Annotated in this window: 11 protein-coding genes; 7 read left to right on the forward strand and 4 right to left on the reverse strand. The window is 62.5% G+C overall.

Translation table 11 applies throughout. The annotated features are described in order from the left end of the window. Nucleotides 1–16: 16 nt before the first annotated feature. Both RAE19_RS02545 and RAE19_RS02550 read right to left on the reverse strand, forming a co-directional pair. Nucleotides 17–1,555 carry a circularly permuted type 2 ATP-grasp protein gene (locus tag RAE19_RS02545; RefSeq protein WP_313873443.1) on the reverse strand — a complete coding sequence of 513 codons (1,539 nt, stop codon included), beginning with the start codon at nucleotides 1,553–1,555 and terminating at the stop codon, nucleotides 17–19. A gap of 59 nt (nucleotides 1,556–1,614) precedes the next feature. Further along, a complete protein-coding gene (locus RAE19_RS02550; RefSeq protein ID WP_313873444.1) occupies nucleotides 1,615–4,125 on the reverse strand; it encodes a DNA internalization-related competence protein ComEC/Rec2 in 2,511 nt (836 codons plus the stop codon). 158 nt (nucleotides 4,126–4,283) lie between these two features. Here RAE19_RS02550 and RAE19_RS02555 point away from each other — a divergent pair, with 158 nt between their 5' ends. From RAE19_RS02555 to RAE19_RS02570, 4 genes are all read left to right on the forward strand, one after another. Beyond that, entirely contained in the window at nucleotides 4,284–7,868 is a 3,585-nt protein-coding gene (locus RAE19_RS02555) for a DUF2126 domain-containing protein (RefSeq protein ID WP_313873445.1), read from the forward strand. A 35-nt stretch (nucleotides 7,869–7,903) separates the two neighbouring features. Continuing rightward, entirely contained in the window at nucleotides 7,904–9,001 is a 1,098-nt protein-coding gene (locus tag RAE19_RS02560; protein ID WP_313873446.1) for an AbrB family transcriptional regulator, read from the forward strand. 33 nt (nucleotides 9,002–9,034) lie between these two features. Then, nucleotides 9,035–9,742, forward strand: a complete 708-nt coding sequence (locus tag RAE19_RS02565; protein WP_313873447.1) for a mobilization protein — start codon at nucleotides 9,035–9,037, stop codon at nucleotides 9,740–9,742. Between the two features lie 131 nt (nucleotides 9,743–9,873). Continuing rightward, nucleotides 9,874–10,179 carry a high-potential iron-sulfur protein gene (locus RAE19_RS02570; RefSeq protein WP_313873448.1) on the forward strand — a complete coding sequence of 102 codons (306 nt, stop codon included), beginning with the start codon at nucleotides 9,874–9,876 and terminating at the stop codon, nucleotides 10,177–10,179. Between the two features lie 91 nt (nucleotides 10,180–10,270). Here the strand turns inward: RAE19_RS02570 and RAE19_RS02575 are convergent, their stop codons facing one another. After that, a complete protein-coding gene (locus tag RAE19_RS02575; RefSeq protein ID WP_313873449.1) occupies nucleotides 10,271–10,891 on the reverse strand; it encodes a flavin reductase family protein in 621 nt (206 codons plus the stop codon). A gap of 98 nt (nucleotides 10,892–10,989) precedes the next feature. On the opposite strand from RAE19_RS02575, the gene RAE19_RS02580 reads away from it, so the two are divergent. From RAE19_RS02580 to RAE19_RS02590, 3 genes are all read left to right on the forward strand, one after another. Beyond that, on the forward strand, nucleotides 10,990–13,614 hold the full coding sequence (locus RAE19_RS02580; RefSeq protein ID WP_313873450.1) for a circularly permuted type 2 ATP-grasp protein: 2,625 nt from the start codon (nucleotides 10,990–10,992) through the stop codon (nucleotides 13,612–13,614). After that, nucleotides 13,614–14,597 carry a transglutaminase family protein gene (locus RAE19_RS02585; RefSeq protein ID WP_313873451.1) on the forward strand — a complete coding sequence of 328 codons (984 nt, stop codon included), beginning with the start codon at nucleotides 13,614–13,616 and terminating at the stop codon, nucleotides 14,595–14,597. The genes RAE19_RS02580 and RAE19_RS02585 overlap by 1 nt, the downstream gene beginning before the upstream one ends. A 149-nt stretch (nucleotides 14,598–14,746) precedes the next feature. Then, nucleotides 14,747–15,205, forward strand: coding sequence for a RidA family protein (locus tag RAE19_RS02590; protein ID WP_313873452.1), 459 nt, complete (start codon nucleotides 14,747–14,749; stop codon nucleotides 15,203–15,205). A 58-nt stretch (nucleotides 15,206–15,263) separates the two neighbouring features. Here the strand turns inward: RAE19_RS02590 and RAE19_RS02595 are convergent, their stop codons facing one another. Then, nucleotides 15,264–16,874: a methyl-accepting chemotaxis protein gene (locus RAE19_RS02595; RefSeq protein ID WP_313873453.1), complete on the reverse strand. Its 1,611-nt coding sequence runs from the start codon at nucleotides 16,872–16,874 to the stop codon at nucleotides 15,264–15,266. Nucleotides 16,875–16,909: the final 35 nt, after the last annotated feature.

Here is a 16,909-nt window from a genome sequence, read left to right on the forward strand (position 1 = left end):
AAAGGTTTCCTCGTCCTTAAGCTGACTGTGTTTGTGATTGTGTTTGTGATTGTGTTTGCGACTGGGTGGCGGCTGTTGCGGCAGGCGCCGCAGGCACGTCTTCTTCCAGAATCCAGGTGTCTTTGGTGCCGCCGCCCTGGCTGCTGTTGACGACCAGCGAGCCTTCTTTCAGGGCCACGCGGGTCAAACCGCCTGGCACCATCTGCACGGTCTTGCCAGACAGCACGTAAGGGCGCAGGTCGATATGGCGGGGTGCGATGCCACTTTCCACAAAGGTGGGGCAGCTCGATAAGCTCAATGTGGGCTGGGCGATGTCGCCGGCCGGATTGGCCAGCACCGCTTTGCGGAAGTCTTCAATCTCGGCCTTGGTGGCAGCAGGCCCCACCAACATGCCGTAGCCGCCGGCGCCATGCACTTCTTTCACGACCAGGTCTTTCAAGTTGGCCAGGGTGTAAGCCAAGTCGTCCTTGTTACGGCACATGTAGGTGGGCACGTTGTTCAGGATGGGCTTTTCACCCAAATAGAACTCGATCATCTTGGGCACATAGGGGTAAATGGACTTGTCGTCCGCAATACCGGTACCCACCGCGTTGCAGATGGTCACATTGCCCGCGCGGTAGGCGTTGATGAGGCCGGCGCAACCCAGCGTGGACGTGGGGCGGAACACGGTGGGGTCGAGGAAGTCGTCATCCACACGGCGGTAAATCACGTCCACACGGCGCGGGCCGCGGGTGGTGCGCATGTAGACAAAGTTGTCTTTGACAAACAAGTCTTGCCCTTCGACCAGCTCCACACCCATTTGCTGGGCGAGGAAGGCGTGCTCAAAGTAGGCGCTGTTGTACATGCCGGGGGTGAGCACCACCACGGTCGGCTCGGCCGTCGTGGCCGGGCTGCTCTGGCGCAGGGTCTCGAGCAGCAAGTCGGGGTAGTGGGCTACAGGCGCCACGCGGTGGGCGCTGAACAGATCGGGGAAGAGCCGCATCATCATCTTGCGGTCTTCCAGCATGTAGCTCACGCCGCTGGGCACGCGCAGGTTGTCTTCGAGCACGTAGTACTCGCCGTTGCCCTTGGGGTCGGGAGCCCGCACGATGTCGATGCCGGAAATGTGAGAGTAAATCTGGTGCGGCACATCCACACCCACCATCTCGGGGCGGAACTGGGCGTTGCCCTCAATCTGGTCGCGCGGCACGATGCCGGCTTTCAAAATCTCTTGGTCGTGGTAGATGTCGTGGATAAAGCGGTTGAGCGCATTGACACGCTGCACCAGGCCTTTTTCCATGCTGGACCACTCGTGGGCCGGGATGATGCGGGGAATCAGGTCAAACGGGATCAGGCGCTCGGTGCCGGAGCCGTCCTCGTCTTTTTCGCCGTATACAGCGAAGGTAATGCCCACGCGGCGGAAGATCATTTCCGCTTCTTCACGCCGTTTGGCCATCATGTCGCCGGGCTGGCGGGCAAGCCATTCGTCGTAAATCTTGTAGTGGTCTCTTATCTGGCTGCCCTTGCTGAAAAATTCATAAGGGAGCTGGGTGTACATCTCATCGAATTTCTGCATGTAAAAGACCTCTCTGATTACCTCTTATGCAAACTTCGGGCCACAGCGCCGATGCACCACTATGGCACATCATGGGCCCAATAATGCCGCTCGTCTTCCCGCATACACGCCACATTTTGGGGCTCTGCAGAGTGCCAACGCGCCGCACCACAACGGGGCGATAACACCAAATGGGTGCCTAAGGCTTCATAGCGCGCGACGACGGTCGCAGCAGGGTGCCCGTAGCGATTGCGGTAGCCTGCCTGCACCAGCGCATGGCGTGGCTGGACTGCTCGCAAAAACGCGTCGGTGCTCGAAGTCTTGCTACCGTGGTGGGGCACCAAAAGCACATCCGCCCGAAGCAGCGGCAACATGGCCGGATCGTCCACCAAACGCTGCTCTTGCGCGGCCTCAATGTCACCGGCTAGCAGCGCGGCTTGGCGCCCGTTGCTGATGCGCAGCACACACGACAGCGCGTTGGCTTTGGGGGCGGGCTCGGCCTCATAGTCCGCTGCGTCAGGGTGCAAGACCTCAAAGTCCACACCATCCCATTGCCAACGCATACCTGCCTCACAACGTTGAGACGCGCGCAGCTGTTGCAAGGTGTGCTGCGGCTCCAGCGAGCTCAGCAGGTTAGCGTGCGGCTGCATCATGAGTACCGCAGGCGCGCCCCCGACATGGTCGATGTCACGGTGGCTTAGTACCACCGTGTCGAGCTGCACATCGAGCGCTTTTAGCAGGGGCAGTAAGACGCGGTTGCCCGCGTCACTCTCGAGGCTGTAGCGTGGGCCCGCATCAAACAGCAGGGCGTGTCGCGCAGTCTGCACCAGCACCGCGTTGCCCTGCCCCACATCGGCGGCGAGCAAAGAAAACTCACCCGGCTCCGGCACGGGCGGGCGCCACAGGAGCAGCGCCAACACCGGCACCAAGCCCATCATCCGCAAGGCACGGGGCAAGGGCATCAACAAAAGCGCAGCGCCCAAAGCCGCCAGAACGCCCGGCAGCAGCGGCGGCAAGGGCAAGCTCAACGCGGCGTAGGGCACAGCAGCAAGCGCATCCATAGCCGCGTAAAGCAGTACGACCGCACCGGTAGCTGCGGTCCAGAGCGCGGGCCAAACCAGCCCCAACAAACCCAGCGGGGTCACCACCAGCGTGACCCACGGAATCGCCACCACGTTAGCCAGCAACCCGACCAGCGACACTTGCCCGAACCACAACAACACGAGCGGCGCCAAAGCCAAGGTGATCAGCCACTGCTCCCGCCACATCGCCACCGCGCCTGCGCGGAGCCGGGCCCAGCCGCGCTCCAATTTGGAGCCATTTAGCCCTCTAGCCCCTGCACGACCTGCACCACCAGCTCCTGAATTGGTAGCATCTCCAGCGGCAAACAGCAGCATGACGGCCACAAAGCTGAGCCAGAACCCCGGCTGCAACATGGCCCAAGGGTCCCACAGCAGCACGCCTACTGCAGCCCACAGTGCCACCCAGGGCCAAGGCCATCTGGCGCCCTGCAATCGCAAGAGCACCACCATCGCCAGCATCAGGCAGGTGCGCTGTGCCGGCACGCCCCAGCCGGAAAACACCGCATACGCCGTGGCCAACAACAGGCCCATTCCCCACGCCGCGTGGGACGCGGGCACCCATTGGCACAAACGCGCTGATGTGCGCCAGCCCCGCCGGACCAGCCAGGTGGCCGCCCAGGCAAACATCGTGATATGCAGACCCGAAATGCTCACGAGGTGACTGATCCCTGTGGCGCGGAACACATCCCAGTCCGAACGCTCAATAGCCCGTTGATCACCCACCACCAGCGCGGTGAGCAAGCCGGCCGAGCGAGGGTCGGTGACCCGGGTCTGTATCCGGTCACGGACCCATTGGCGCAGCTGTGCCACAGGCGCGGCCGTGGTCTGCTCCATCAGCTGTGGCTCCGGGCTGCTCACCGTGGCACGGACATAGCCGGTGGCCTGCACGCCCTGGGTCCACAGGTACAGCTCGTAGTCAAAACCATGGGGATTGATGCTGCCGTGCGGCGCCTTCAGCCGCAATGGCAACTGCCAGCGCTGGCCGGCTCTCAAAGCAGGCGGTGTGCGCTGCAGCTCAGGGGTTTGGGTCTGGAGGTTGAAGCCGGTGGTGTACCACCCCACGTCGAGCAAAGCCGGCACAGTCACCGGTGTGCCATCCAAGAGCGCAGCACCCGTCCCGCTCTCGCCTGCGTCCACCCGTAGCCGGAAACGGAGCCCCGATTCGGTAGCTTGGGGCATATCTGCAACGACGCCGGTCACCAGAACATCGCGCCCCTCCAGCGCAGGGGCTAGCGCTTGACTCATGAACAGCACGGCACGCAAGCCAGTCATCCCCCAAGCCAGCGCCAATGCACAGAGGCCCGCCACACCATGACGCCACAGTCCCACTATCTTTTTGCTAGCAACCCACGCATAACCCACAAGGGCCAGAAGCACAAACGCCACATAAACCGCGGGCGCTGACAACGTGGCTTGCTGCAACTGCAACGCCATCCCCGCCAGCAGCCCCAACCCGACAGCACCGCCAGTGCGGGGCCAGACGGCAAGGCGGAGTGCGGTGGCGTACATGCAACCATGCTAACCGCGCGCAAGGGGCGACAAACCCTCCGCTATGGAGGCACTGGCGCGGACCTTGCTTTAAAAGCCTGTCAAACCCGATTGTTAGTATGGGGCCCGTGCGGTAACCGCTGCACGGCGTCCCCTGTGAGATCTACCGAGACCGGCCCATGTCCATTCACGCAGCGCTGAACCACGTTACCCACTACTCGTACGACCGTCTGGTCAACCTCGGTCCCCAAGTCATCCGCCTGCGCCCGGCGCCACACTGCCGCAGCAAAATCATCTCTTACTCGCTCAAGGTCGAGCCGAGCACCCACTTCGTCAACTGGCAGCAAGACCCGTTTGCCAATTACCAGGCCCGCCTGGTGTTCCCCGAAAAAACCAAGGAATTCAAAGTCACAGTCGACCTGGTGGTCGAAATGGCGGTGTACAACCCCTTTGACTTCTTCCTCGAACCCACGGCCGAAAACTTCCCGTTCAAGTACGACAAGCTGCTGGGCCAAGAGCTAGCCCCCTACCTGGCTGCGGAGCCGCTGACCCCGGAATTCAAAAAGTTCTTAGGAGCCATTGACCTCAAGGAGCGCCGCACCATCGACTTTCTGGTCTACATCAACCAGCTGGTGCACAACGCCGTCAGCTACACCATCCGCATGGAGCCCGGTGTGCAAACGCCGGAAGAAACCCTGACGCTGGCCAGCGGGTCGTGTCGCGACTCCGGGTGGCTGCTGGTTCAACTGCTGCGCCATTGCGGGCTGGCAGCACGCTTTGTATCGGGCTACCTGATTCAGCTGGCACCGGACGTCAAATCCCTGGACGGCCCCAGCGGCACCGAAGTCGACTTCACCGATCTGCACGCCTGGTGCGAGGTCTATTTGCCCGGCGCAGGCTGGATCGGGCTGGACGCGACCAGCGGCCTGCTGGCAGGAGAGGGCCACATCCCGCTGGCCTGCACCCCGCAGCCCAGCGGCGCAGCCCCGATCGAAGGCGGCGTGGACAAGTGCGAGGTGGAGTTTGCCCACCACATGCAAGTCACCCGCATGTACGAGTCCCCCCGCGTCACCAAGCCTTACACGCCCGAACAGTGGGCCGAAGTCATGACTCTGGGCGACGCGGTAGACGCCGAACTCGTGGCCGGCGATGTGCGCCTGACCATGGGTGGCGAGCCCACCTTTGTGGCGGTGAACGACCGCGACGCGCCCGAATGGAACACCGACGCCCTGGGCCCCACCAAGCGCGGCTTCGCCACCGAGCTGGTGCACAAACTGCGCGACGAATACGGCCAGGGCGGCTTTCTGCACTTCGGCCAAGGCAAGTGGTATCCCGGCGAGCAACTACCGCGCTGGGCGCTCAATGTTTACTGGCGTGCCGACAAGCAGAAGGTGTGGAACAACCCCGCCCTGTTCACCGACGAGCGCAAGCCCACCCACTACACCGCCGAAGACGCGGGCTACTTCATCCGCACCCTGGCCGGCAAGCTGGGCCTGACCGACAAGTACGTGCAGGCCGGCTATGAAGACACCTGGTACTACCTGTGGCGCGAGCGCCGCCTGCCGGTGAATGTGGACCCCTTCAACAGCAAGCTCGACGACGAGATGGAGCGTGCCCGCCTGCGCCGCGTCTTCGAGCAAAAGCTCGACTCGGTGGTGGGCTATGTGCTGCCGCTCAAAGTGGGCGATGGCCCGCGCCTGACAGGCAAGGGCAGCAACCCCAGCCTTTCCGGCCCGTGGTGGACTACCGGTCCCTGGTTCTTCCGCGACGAGCGCATGTACCTGATGCCCGGCGATTCGCCCATGGGCCTGCGCCTGCCGCTGGATTCCCTGCCCTGGGTCAGCGAAGGTGACTACCCCTATCTGGTGGAGCGCGACCCGACCGTGGACCGCGGCGCGTTGCCAGCGCACGCGGCCTTTGCACAGCGCTATGCACCCAACGCCACGACCGCAACGACCGCCGGTCATGCAGGCGCCCCTGCGGCCACCGGTACCAGTGCAGGCTCTTTAGATGCCAACGGAGTGCCTTACCTGGCCGGCAACCTGGCCGTACCCGAAGCCGGTCGCAAGATGCAAACCGCCAAGGGCACGGGGGACGCCAGCATTGCGGCCAACGCCCAAAGCGCCACGCAGCCAGAGCCCGCAATGTACGCACAAGCGCCCAAGCGCTTTGAGTCCGCCCACTGGATCACCCGCACCGCCCTGTGCGTAGAGGTGCGCGACCCGCGCCGCGCCAGCGGCCCCAAAGCCGAAGCCGTGGGCTCCAAATCCGGCGTGCTGTACATCTTCATGCCGCCACTGGAGCGGCTGGAAGACTACCTGGACCTGCTCGCTGCCATCGAGGCCACCGCTGCCGAGCTGAAGATGCAGATCGTGCTGGAAGGCTACCCGCCTCCCCGCGATCCACGCCTCAAGCTCCTGCAAGTCACGCCCGACCCCGGCGTGATCGAGGTCAACGTGCACCCCGTCACCAACTGGAAAGAACTGGTCTACAACACCGAGTTTTTGTACAACGCAGCGTTCGAGTCGCGCCTGAGTGCTGAGAAGTTCATGACCGACGGCCGCCACACCGGCACCGGCGGTGGCAACCACTTCGTGATGGGCGGCGCCACACCCGCAGACAGCCCTTTCCTGCGCAAACCCGAGCTGCTGGCCAGCCTGCTGCTGTACTGGCACAACCACCCTTCCTTGAGCTACCTGTTCAGCGGCATGTTTGTGGGCCCAACCAGCCAGGCCCCGCGTGTGGACGAAGCCCGCAACGACCAGCTGTATGAGCTGGAAATAGCCATCGAGCAAATCTACAAAAACCGCGAGCTGTATGGCCAGAGCATGCCGCCCTGGTTGGTGGACCGCACGCTGCGCAACATCCTGATTGACGTGACAGGCAACACCCACCGCAGCGAATTCTCCATCGACAAGATGTACTCGCCGGACTCGTCCACGGGTCGTTTGGGCCTGCTGGAATTGCGCGCCTTCGAGATGCCGCCCCACCCGCACATGAGCAGCGTACAGCAGCTCTTGCTGCGCGCGCTGGTGGCCCGCTTCTGGAAGTCGCCGTACAAGGCCCCGGTCACCCGCTGGGGCACCGAACTGCACGACCGCTACATGCTGCCTACCTTCATCAAAATGGACTTTGATGACGTGATCGCAGACATGAACATGGCCGGCTACGCGTTCGACACCAGCTGGTTCGCCCCGCACTACGAGTTCCGCTTCCCGATGGTGGGCTCAGTCAAGAGCATGGGCGTCGAGCTGACCTTGCGCAACGCGCTGGAACCTTGGCATGTGATGGGCGAAGAAAGTTCCGCAGGCGGCACCGCCCGCTATGTGGACTCCAGCCTGGAACGCCTGGAAGTACGTGTCACCGGGCTGAATGAGAGCCGCTACGTGGTCACCTGCAATGGCGAAGCCCTGCCCATGACCAGCACCGGCACGGTGGGTGAATTTGTAGCTGCCGTGCGCTACAAGGCCTGGAACCCGCCGAGCAGCCTGCACCCCACCATCGGTGTGCATGCCCCGCTGACCTTTGACATTGTGGACACCTGGATGAAGCGCTCGCTGGGCGGTTGCCAGTACTTTGTGGCCCACCCCGGCGGGCGCAATTACGACACCTTCCCGGTTAACAGCTACGAGGCCGAAAGCCGTCGCCTCTCGCGATTCAGTCCATTGGGCCACACACCGGGCATGCTGGTGGTGCCACCCGCCACCATCCATGTGCCAGGCAGCAAAGAATTCCCGTTCACCAAAGACATGCGCAGGAACTGATCTGAAGCGTCACATGGTTCGCATCTAATCTGCTGATGCGAATGTCATTCCTTAGCCATCAGCCCCGGCTGCACGGGCCGGCGTTGCTGCTGTGCAGCGCGCTGGCCAGTGCAGCATTTCTGCTCATGGGTGTGCCCGCGGGCATGTTGCTGGGTTGTATGCTGGCCGGTGTCCTGCTTGCCACGCAGGACATGAAAGTGCAAGTACCCGCCCCGCTGTTTGCCATTGGCCAGTCAGTCATCGCCTGCCTGATGGCGCACAGCCTGCATTTCGAGGTGCTGCAACGCGTGGCCGGCGAATGGCCGCTGTTCCTCGGTATTGCTTTTGCTGTGATGGCGGCCAGCGCGCTGCTGGGTTACTGGCTGATGCGCAGCGGTTTACTGCCGGGCAGCACCGCCATCTGGGGCTTGGCACCGGGCGCGGCCTCCGCCATGGTGCTCATGGCCGGTGATTTCGGTGCAGACACCAGGCTGGTGGCATTCATGCAGTACCTGCGGGTTGCCATGGTCACGGCGATTGCTTCGCTGGTGGCTCACTTTGCAACAGGCGTTGCGGCCTCCCCCGAACACGTCGCACCCGGTTGGGATGTCCAGCTGGCCCATTGGCTGCACATCCAAAACCCCTTGCATGCCGGGCTGACTCTTGTGCTGGTGCTGATTGCCGCCTGGCTGGGCCGCGTCCTCACATTCCCCGGTGGCCCTTTGCTGATCCCCATGGTGCTGGCACTGGCGATGGACAACCTCAGCCCTTGGAAACTGGAGCTGCCGGGCCCGCTGCTGGCGCTGGCGTATGCCGCGCTGGGCTGGGGCATAGGACTGCGCTTCAACCGCGAAATTCTGGAGCACGCCTGGCGGGTGTTGCCGCGGGTACTGGTTGCCATTTTTGCCCTGATCGTGCTCGGTTTGGTGATTGCTAGCAGCCTCATGTTTTTTGCGGGCGTTGCCCCACTCACCGCCTACCTGGCCACCAGCCCCGGCGGTGCGGACTCGGTGGCGGTAATCGCCGTGGGCAGCGCGGTCGATGCAGGTTTTGTCATGGCCATGCAAATGGTCCGTTTTTTCATGGTGTTGCTGCTGGGCCCGCGCCTCTCGCGCTGGCTGGTGCAACGACTCACAAGCCGCAGTGCGGCCTGACGTGTTTCTTTTTTCAACTCAACCAGGATTTTTATGCCCTCTATCAACTTCATCGGCGGCGAAAAAGGCGGCGTCGGCAAATCGGTGCTGGCGCGCGTTTTGGCCCAGTGCTTTATTGACAAGGGCCGCGCCTTCACGGGTTTTGACACCGACCGCTCGCACACCTCCTTCGCCCGGTTTTACAGCGACTTCGCGTCGCCGGTCGTCGTGGACACCTACGAGGGTCTGGACCTTGTAGCCGCGGTCTACGAAGAAGAGCCCGCCGAAGGTCCGCCACCGAATGTGATCGTCGATCTGGCCGCGCAAACAGCCGCACCGCTGGCCCGATGGGTCAAAGACTCCGACCTGGTTTCGCTGATGGCTAGCATGGGCGTCACGGTGAATTTCTGGCATGTGGCGGATGCCGGCAGAGACTCTGTCGACCTATTGGACCGCTTGGTTGTCACCTACGGCGCCGGGCCGAACTACATCGTGGTGAAAAATCTCGGCCGCGGCAGCGATTTCTCGCAACTCGAGGAGTCCGCAGCGCTCAAGAAAGCGGTGGCGCTCGGCGGCCACGTAACGACTTTGCCCCAGCTGCACGAAGCCAGCATGCGCAAGATCGACCGGCAAAACGCCAGTTTTTGGGCGGCCGTCCACAGCAAAGAGGGGGACGATGCGCTGGGCATGCTGGAGCGCCAGCGTGTGAAAACCTGGCTCAAAAACTGTTACAGCACCTTCGATGCCCTGCCGCTGGGTTGAAACACCCGCCAACACTGGAGTGCTTTAGCCGGGTATTGATGAAGATCAAGTGCTCGGGCTGGGGATTTCATAACAATCCAGACATGCCCCGCTATCGTGCGGGCATGTCTTTCACCCTAGGAAACCAAGCCATGACACAACGTCGCGAATTTATCGTTCAAGTCGCGCTCGGCAGCACTGCGCTGCTGGCAAGCCAGGTTCAAGCAGCAGGCCCCATGTTGGCTGAGACCGACGCCCAAGCCGGTGCACTCGGCTACAAGGCAGACGCCACCAAGGTGGACAAAGCCAAGTTCCCCAAATACGCCGCTGGCCAACTGTGCAACAACTGCGCGCTCTACCAGGGCAAAGCTTCTGACGCCGCTGGTGGCTGCCCCTTGTTTGCCGGCAAACAAGTCGCCGGCAAGGGCTGGTGCAGCGCGTGGGCCAAAAAGGCCTGATCGTTTTTGTAGCCTGAAGGCTGCGCCCGTCGCGGCCGCCCTTGAGGCTGTGGCCGACAGCCACCGCAACTCGCGTTGCCGGTGGCTTTTTTTATTGGGGGCGGAACATCTTGAAAAGTTGCTCTGGCCCCACGCTGAAGTAATCCGCCGGCCCGCCGCCGCGCAAGACATGCCCGGCTGCAGCGGTGTCGTAGACCCCGTCCACCAGCAAGCGCCGGTCCAGGTGCACCCCGACCACCTCGCCCAAGACAAGCCAACTGGGCACCGTGGCACCAGCCGCCGTTTGCAGCTGAACGACCTGGGTGCAGCGGCACTCAAAGCTCACCGGGCTTTCCAGCACCCGGGGTACTTGCACCAGGTTGGAGTTCACGGGGGTCAGGCCCGCCAGGGCAAATTCATCGACCTCCGGGCCGACAGGCGCACAGGTCTGGTTCATGGCTTCCGCCAGCGGCCGTGTCACTAAATTCCAGACAAACTCACCGGTGGCCTCGATGTTGCGCACCGTGTCTTTGTAGCCAATGCTCGAAAAACCCACGATGGGCGGCACATAGTTGAACGCATTGAAAAAACTATAGGGCGCAAGATTCAGCAGCCCATCCGCGCTGCGGCTCGAAATCCAGCCGATAGGCCGGGGGCCCACGATGGCATTGAAGGGATCGTGGGGCAAACCATGCCCCAAGCGGGGCTCGTAAAAATGGAAGTCAGCTGTCATGGGGTGTATCCGGCGAGTGGGCTTGGCCGAAAGTATGACCGGCATAGTGATTGCTTGCAGACCGGAGAAATCAGCCCTTGCTGGCATACTTGGTCATAGTGACACATTCTGACGAATCCCGCCCCGACCCCAGCACCGAAAGCGCTGCCGACGTACTGCGCTTTGCGCGCGCCTGCCGCGCCCATGAAAGCCATTTTGACGAACTCCGTGGCGCTATCAATTCAGGAGCTACCGACACACACTTGACCAGCGTGTGGCGGCAATTCTTTAACAATATGGAGGGCAGCAGCGAGGCTGCACTCGACCAGCACATTGCCAGCCTTCAGCGACAGATCCGTGACAACGGCGTCACCTACAACGTCTATGCCGACGCCGAAGGCCCCCAACGCCCCTGGTCGCTGGACTTGTTTCCGCTGATCGTCGATGCACCGGATTGGGCCCATATCGAGGCAGGTGTGCAACAGCGCATGCAACTGCTGGAAGCAGTCATGGCCGATGTCTACGGCCCGCAGCAGCTCTTGCAGCGCGGTCTTTTGCCGCCCGCTCTGGTGCACGGCCACCCTGGCTACCTGCGCCCCATGGCCGGCGTACAGCCGGTGGGCGGGGTGCACTTGCATGTGGCAGCCTTTGATCTCGCCCGCGGGCCGGACGGCAATTGGTGGGTGGTGAGCCAGCGGTGCCAGGCGCCGAGCGGCCTTGGCTATTTGCTGGAAAACCGGCTTGCCGTGTCCCGGCAGTTCCCGCAGGCGTTTCAGGCGCTCAAGGTGCAGCGCTTGGCCAGCACCTACCGCGCCCTGATGGACAGCCTGAAAAACGCCAGTCCCGCGGGTGCCCAAGCCCATATCGCCCTGCTGACACCCGGCCCTTACAACGAAACCTATTTTGAGCACGCTTACCTGGCCCGCTACCTCGGCCTGAGTCTGGTCGAAGGCAGCGACCTCCTGGTGCGCGATGAGCGCCTTTACCTCAAGACCCTACGTGGCTTGGTGCCGGTACACGGCCTGCTCAAGCGGGTGGACGACCAGTACCTTGACCCGCTGGAGTTGCGGCCCGATTCCACCCTGGGTGTGCCGGGCCTGTTGCAAGCGATACGCGCCGGCAATGTGCTGGTCGCCAACACCCCCGGTTCTGCGTTTCTGGAGTCGCCCGCGCTGCTGGGCTTTCTGCCGGCCATCGCCCAAGCCTTGCTGGGTGAGCGCTTGAGCCTCCCGGCCTTGCCTACCTGGTGGTGCGGCGAGCGCAGCGCCATGGAAGCCGCCCTGCCCTTGCTCGGCGAGCGCACCATCAAGCCGACCTACCCCGGCTCCAGCATCCACCCCAGCTTTGATGCGATGCTGGGCCACACGCTGCAGCAAAGTGCATTGGACCGCTTGGCCGGCCGCATCGTGCGCCAAAGCGAAGAGCACACCGTACAGGCTTATATGCCCCTGTCGCAAATGCCAACCTGGCGCAACCCTGCCGACGGCAAGGGCGGATCAGCAGGCATGGAAGCTCGCTCCGTCATGCTGCGGGTGTTCGCCGTGTCTGCCGGCCGCAACGCCCAAGGCCAACCGACCTGGCAAGTACTGCCCGGCGGCCTGGCCCGGGTGGCGGGGACGAGTACGGACATTGCCTCCATGCAACGCGGCGGCAGCAGTGCCGACGTCTGGGCGCTCACCCGTGGCGAAGTAGACACCACCACGCTGCTGCCCACCACCCTCACCCCTGCCGTGTTGGCCCAGCGCAAACGTTTGGTCACCAGCCGCGCTGCAGAAAACCTGTATTGGTTGGGTCGCTATACCGAGCGGGCTGACAACACCATCCGCCTGGCCCGGCTGGCGCTGGAGTACCTGGGCGGCGAAGAGCAGTCCAGCACGCCTTTGCTGCAATGGCTCACGGAGCTGGCGCAAATCAACACCCTCGTCCTCCCCGGGGTGCCGTCTGCGGTGCAAGCGCGGCGCGTTTTTGAGCGATCCATCATCGCCAGCCTAGCCTCGCCCGATGGCGCGACCGGCGTGGGCTACAACATGCGCGCCTTGAAGATGGCAGCCGCCACGGTGCGCGAACGCTTGTCCCAGGAGCACTGGGCCACCATCGTGCGGGCGGAAGAAGAAGTTTTCCAGCGTTGCGCCCAGTTGGCCGCGCAAGGAGACTACGCACCCAACCAGGCCCTGCGGATTCTCAAAGACGCCAGTGACCACCTCGCCGCCATCACCGGCGCCCAAACCGACCGCATGACCCGGGACGATGGATGGCGCCTGCTGAGCATCGGCCGGCATGTGGAGCGGCTGAATTTTCTGGCCACTGCCCTGGATCAGTCACTGGAGACCGGCGCCGTCGATACCGACGGTGGGTTTGAAGCCCTGCTCGGCTTGTTTGACAGCACCATCACGTTTCATGCCCAGTACCAGCAGAGCCGTGATGTGGCGGCGCTCATTGACCTGCTGGTTCTGGACCGCGACAACCCGCGCTCACTGGCGTGGGTCGCTCACACGCTGCGGGGCCGCCTGGCCAAACTCGCCCAGAGCCCCGCCCATGAACTTAGCGAAATGAGCTTACAAGTGCCATCGCCCGTCCGCTGGGACTTGGCCACTTTGTGTGAAAGCCCGGCCGATGGACCGGTGATGGGCCCGCTGCGGACGCTCCTCAAGTCCCTATGCCAAGCCGCCTACACCGTGTCTGAGGACATCAGCACCACCTATTTCACCCACTCGGGCGAAACCAAACAAAGCGTGGGTACCTGATGCTGCTGCAAGTCACCCACGAAACCCGCTACGACTACCAACCCGCCGTTGAGACGGCGCAGCATGTGGCCTATCTGGAGCCGCGCGCCCACGGCAGCCAGCATGTGCTGAGCCACAGCCTGATCATCAACCCGCAGCCAGCCCAGCAACGCAGCGCACCGGATGTGTTCGGCAACCAGCGCTGTTTTTTCTCACTGCAGATACCCCATAGCGTCTTGCAGGTGAGGGCTTGCAGTCTGGTGTCCACGCGTGAGCAAATCCGCCCCCAAAGTAGTTTGCCCTGGGAGACCCTGCGGGACCGGCTGCGCTTTCAGGCCGGTGCGGCTTACGAGGCAGCCGCAGAGTTTGTATTTGCCAGCCCGTTTGTGCCCCGGCAGCTGGAGTTCTCGGGCTATGCGCGCCCCAGCTTTGTTGCCGGCACCAGCCTGATCGCTGTGGCCTGCGACCTGATGGAGCGGATCCACACCGACTTCACCTACGAGTCCCACAGCACCCAGATCAATACCCCAGCACTGCAGGCCCTGGAGCAGCGCAAAGGCGTGTGCCAGGACTTTGCCCACATCATGCTGGCCTGCTGGCGCAGCATGGGCCTGCCTGCCCGCTATGTCAGTGGCTATTTGTTGACCCAGCCCGCGCCCGGACAAGTGAAGCTCATCGGGAGCGACGCGTCCCACGCCTGGGTGAGCGTTTATGTGCCGGACCTCCCTGAGGGTGAGCGCTGGGTGGATTTCGACCCGACCAACAACCGCTGGGGCTGGCACGCCCCCGGGGCCGACTATGTCACCGTGGCTACCGGGCGGGATTTTGGCGATGTGTCGCCGCTGCGAGGCGTCATCCATGGCGGGTCACGGCACACGCTAACGGTGGGTGTCACCGTCGAAGAAATCCGCACCGACAGCCCGCCAGCTGCTGCCCCTGCGCATAATGATGCGCCGCAGACCCAAACCCAAACGCAAGGCCCTGCGGCGGGCATGTCTCAATAGCAGTCGCAGTCGCAGTTGCAATAAACAACGCGACAGCCATCCGGTGGAGACGTTTTCCCGCCACGGAATTGCTATACTTTTGATAGCTATAGGCGAGCATTCCATGAGCGCCAGATGCACTTTTTACTTGTAAACCTGAGAGATTTCCCATGAGCATTTACGACAAACTCGCCGCACTCCAGATCATCTTGCCACCTGTTGCCATTCCGGCAGCGGCCTACGTGCCCTTTGTGCAAACCGGCAAGCTCGTGTTCCTGAGCGGCCACATCGCCAAAAAAGACGGCAAGCCCTGGGTCGGCCAGTTGGGCAAAGACACCACCACCGAGCAAGGCAAAGCGGCAGCGCGTGCGATCGCTATCGACCTGATGGGTACCCTGCACGCTGCGGTGGGTGACCTGAACAAGGTCAAACGTATTGTCAAGGTCATGTCTCTGGTGAACTCCACCGGCGATTTCACCGAGCAACACTTGGTGACCAACGGCGCGAGCGAGCTCTTTGGTGAAGTCTTCGGCCCCGAAGTCGGCGCGCATGCCCGCAGTGCCTTCGGTGTCGCCCAGATCCCGATGGGTGCGTGCGTAGAAATCGAGCTGATTGCCGAAATTGCCTGAGTAGCCATTCCGGTGAACCCATAAAAAAACGCTGCCGCGGCAGCGTTTTTTTTGGTCCCTAACGCAGCCTCAAGTGATGCGCATGGCTCGGCAATTGCGGTGCCATCGGGCGAGTGCTGCCAGCATACGCATCTACCTTGAACACGGCTACCGCCTGTGCCAACTGCGCCGCCTGGTCGCGCAGGCTCTCGGCGGCGGCGGCGCTTTCTTCGACCAAGGCCGCGTTTTGCTGGGTCATCTGGTCGAGGTTCGAAATAGCGTGATTCACGTCAGCAATACCGCTACTCTGTTCGCTCGAGGCGGCTGTGATCTCGCCAATCACATCCACCACCCGGCGCACGCTTTGCACAATCTCTTGCATCGTGGCGCCGGCTGTCGTCACCAGCTGGGTGCCGTGCTCGACCTTGTCGACCGAGGTGCCGATCAAGGTTTTGATTTCTTTGGCGGCCTCAGCGCTGCGCCCGGCTAGCGATCGCACTTCGGAGGCCACCACTGCAAAGCCCCGCCCTTGCTCACCGGCCCGGGCCGCCTCGACCGCAGCATTCAGGGCAAGTATGTTGGTCTGAAAAGCGATCCCATCAATGACACTGATGATGTCGGCAATTTTTTTGCTGCTCGCATCGATCTCTTGCATGGTCTGCACCACCTGGGTCACGACATCGCCGCCGCGCTGCGCGACGCTGGAGGCGTTGGCAGCCAGGGTGCCGGCCTGGCGGGCGTTGTCAGAGCTCATGCGCACGGCTTGGGTCAAGCTGTCCATGCTGGACGCGGTAGACGCCAGGTTGCTCGAGGTTTCTTCGGTGCGATGGGCCAAATCGTTATTGCCCGTGGCAATTTCGCTGCTTGCGGTGGCGATGCTGTCGGTACTGTGGCGGACCTGGGCCACCATAAGCGACAAGGCCCGGTTCATCGCAGCCAGAGAACGCATCAGGTCGCCGAACTCATCCGCCCTTGACTCGTCAACCGCAGAGCTCAAATCGCCTTCCGCAATACGGGCTGCCAAGGCATTGGCCTGTGACAAGGGTTGCTTGATCGAGCGGATCAAGAACCCCGCCCCGAGCAAAATCCCAACGATCAGCACCACCAGCCCACCGGCAGACATGACGATCAGTTTGCGGCCTTCGGACTCAAAGTTTTCACGCAGGCCCTCGCTGGCCGCGTCTTGCATGGCTACAAATTCGGCATGGCCTTTCTGCAGCGCCATGACCGCAGGGCGGTATTGGGTCTCCACAAACGTTGGCATTTCTGCTGGTTTCGTGACCTTGAGCAAAGCTGTCTGGCTGGTCAAATCTTGCAATGTCTTGCGCAGCGACGCAATTTTGGCGAGCTGCTGCCGGTCTTTTTCGCTGAGGTCACTGGCTTCAATGGTCTTTTGCAGCTCTTCAATGCGGCTGTTGCTCGCGCTGATTTCATCTTTGAAGGCTTTGGCAACACCCGGGTCGGTGGACACCACCACGGCGTAGGCGCGGGTGGCATTGACATCTTCCAGCGCCGCCAGCTGGTTGGCGTGCTTGATTTGGGTGACCATGCTGGCATTCACCGCGCCATAGGCCTCGCGCGACTTGCGCGACTGCAAAGCGGTAAACGCAATGATGAGCGCCAACGAAACGACCATGACCGCCATGGCCGACCATAGCTTGGTAGCCAGCCGCATCCGGTTGAACTGCATTCCAATCTCCTTTAATTATTCTGTAATTTGACCAC

The organism is Rhodoferax potami, assembly GCF_032193805.1.
GTDB lineage: Bacteria > Pseudomonadota > Gammaproteobacteria > Burkholderiales > Burkholderiaceae_C > Allorhodoferax > Allorhodoferax potami_A.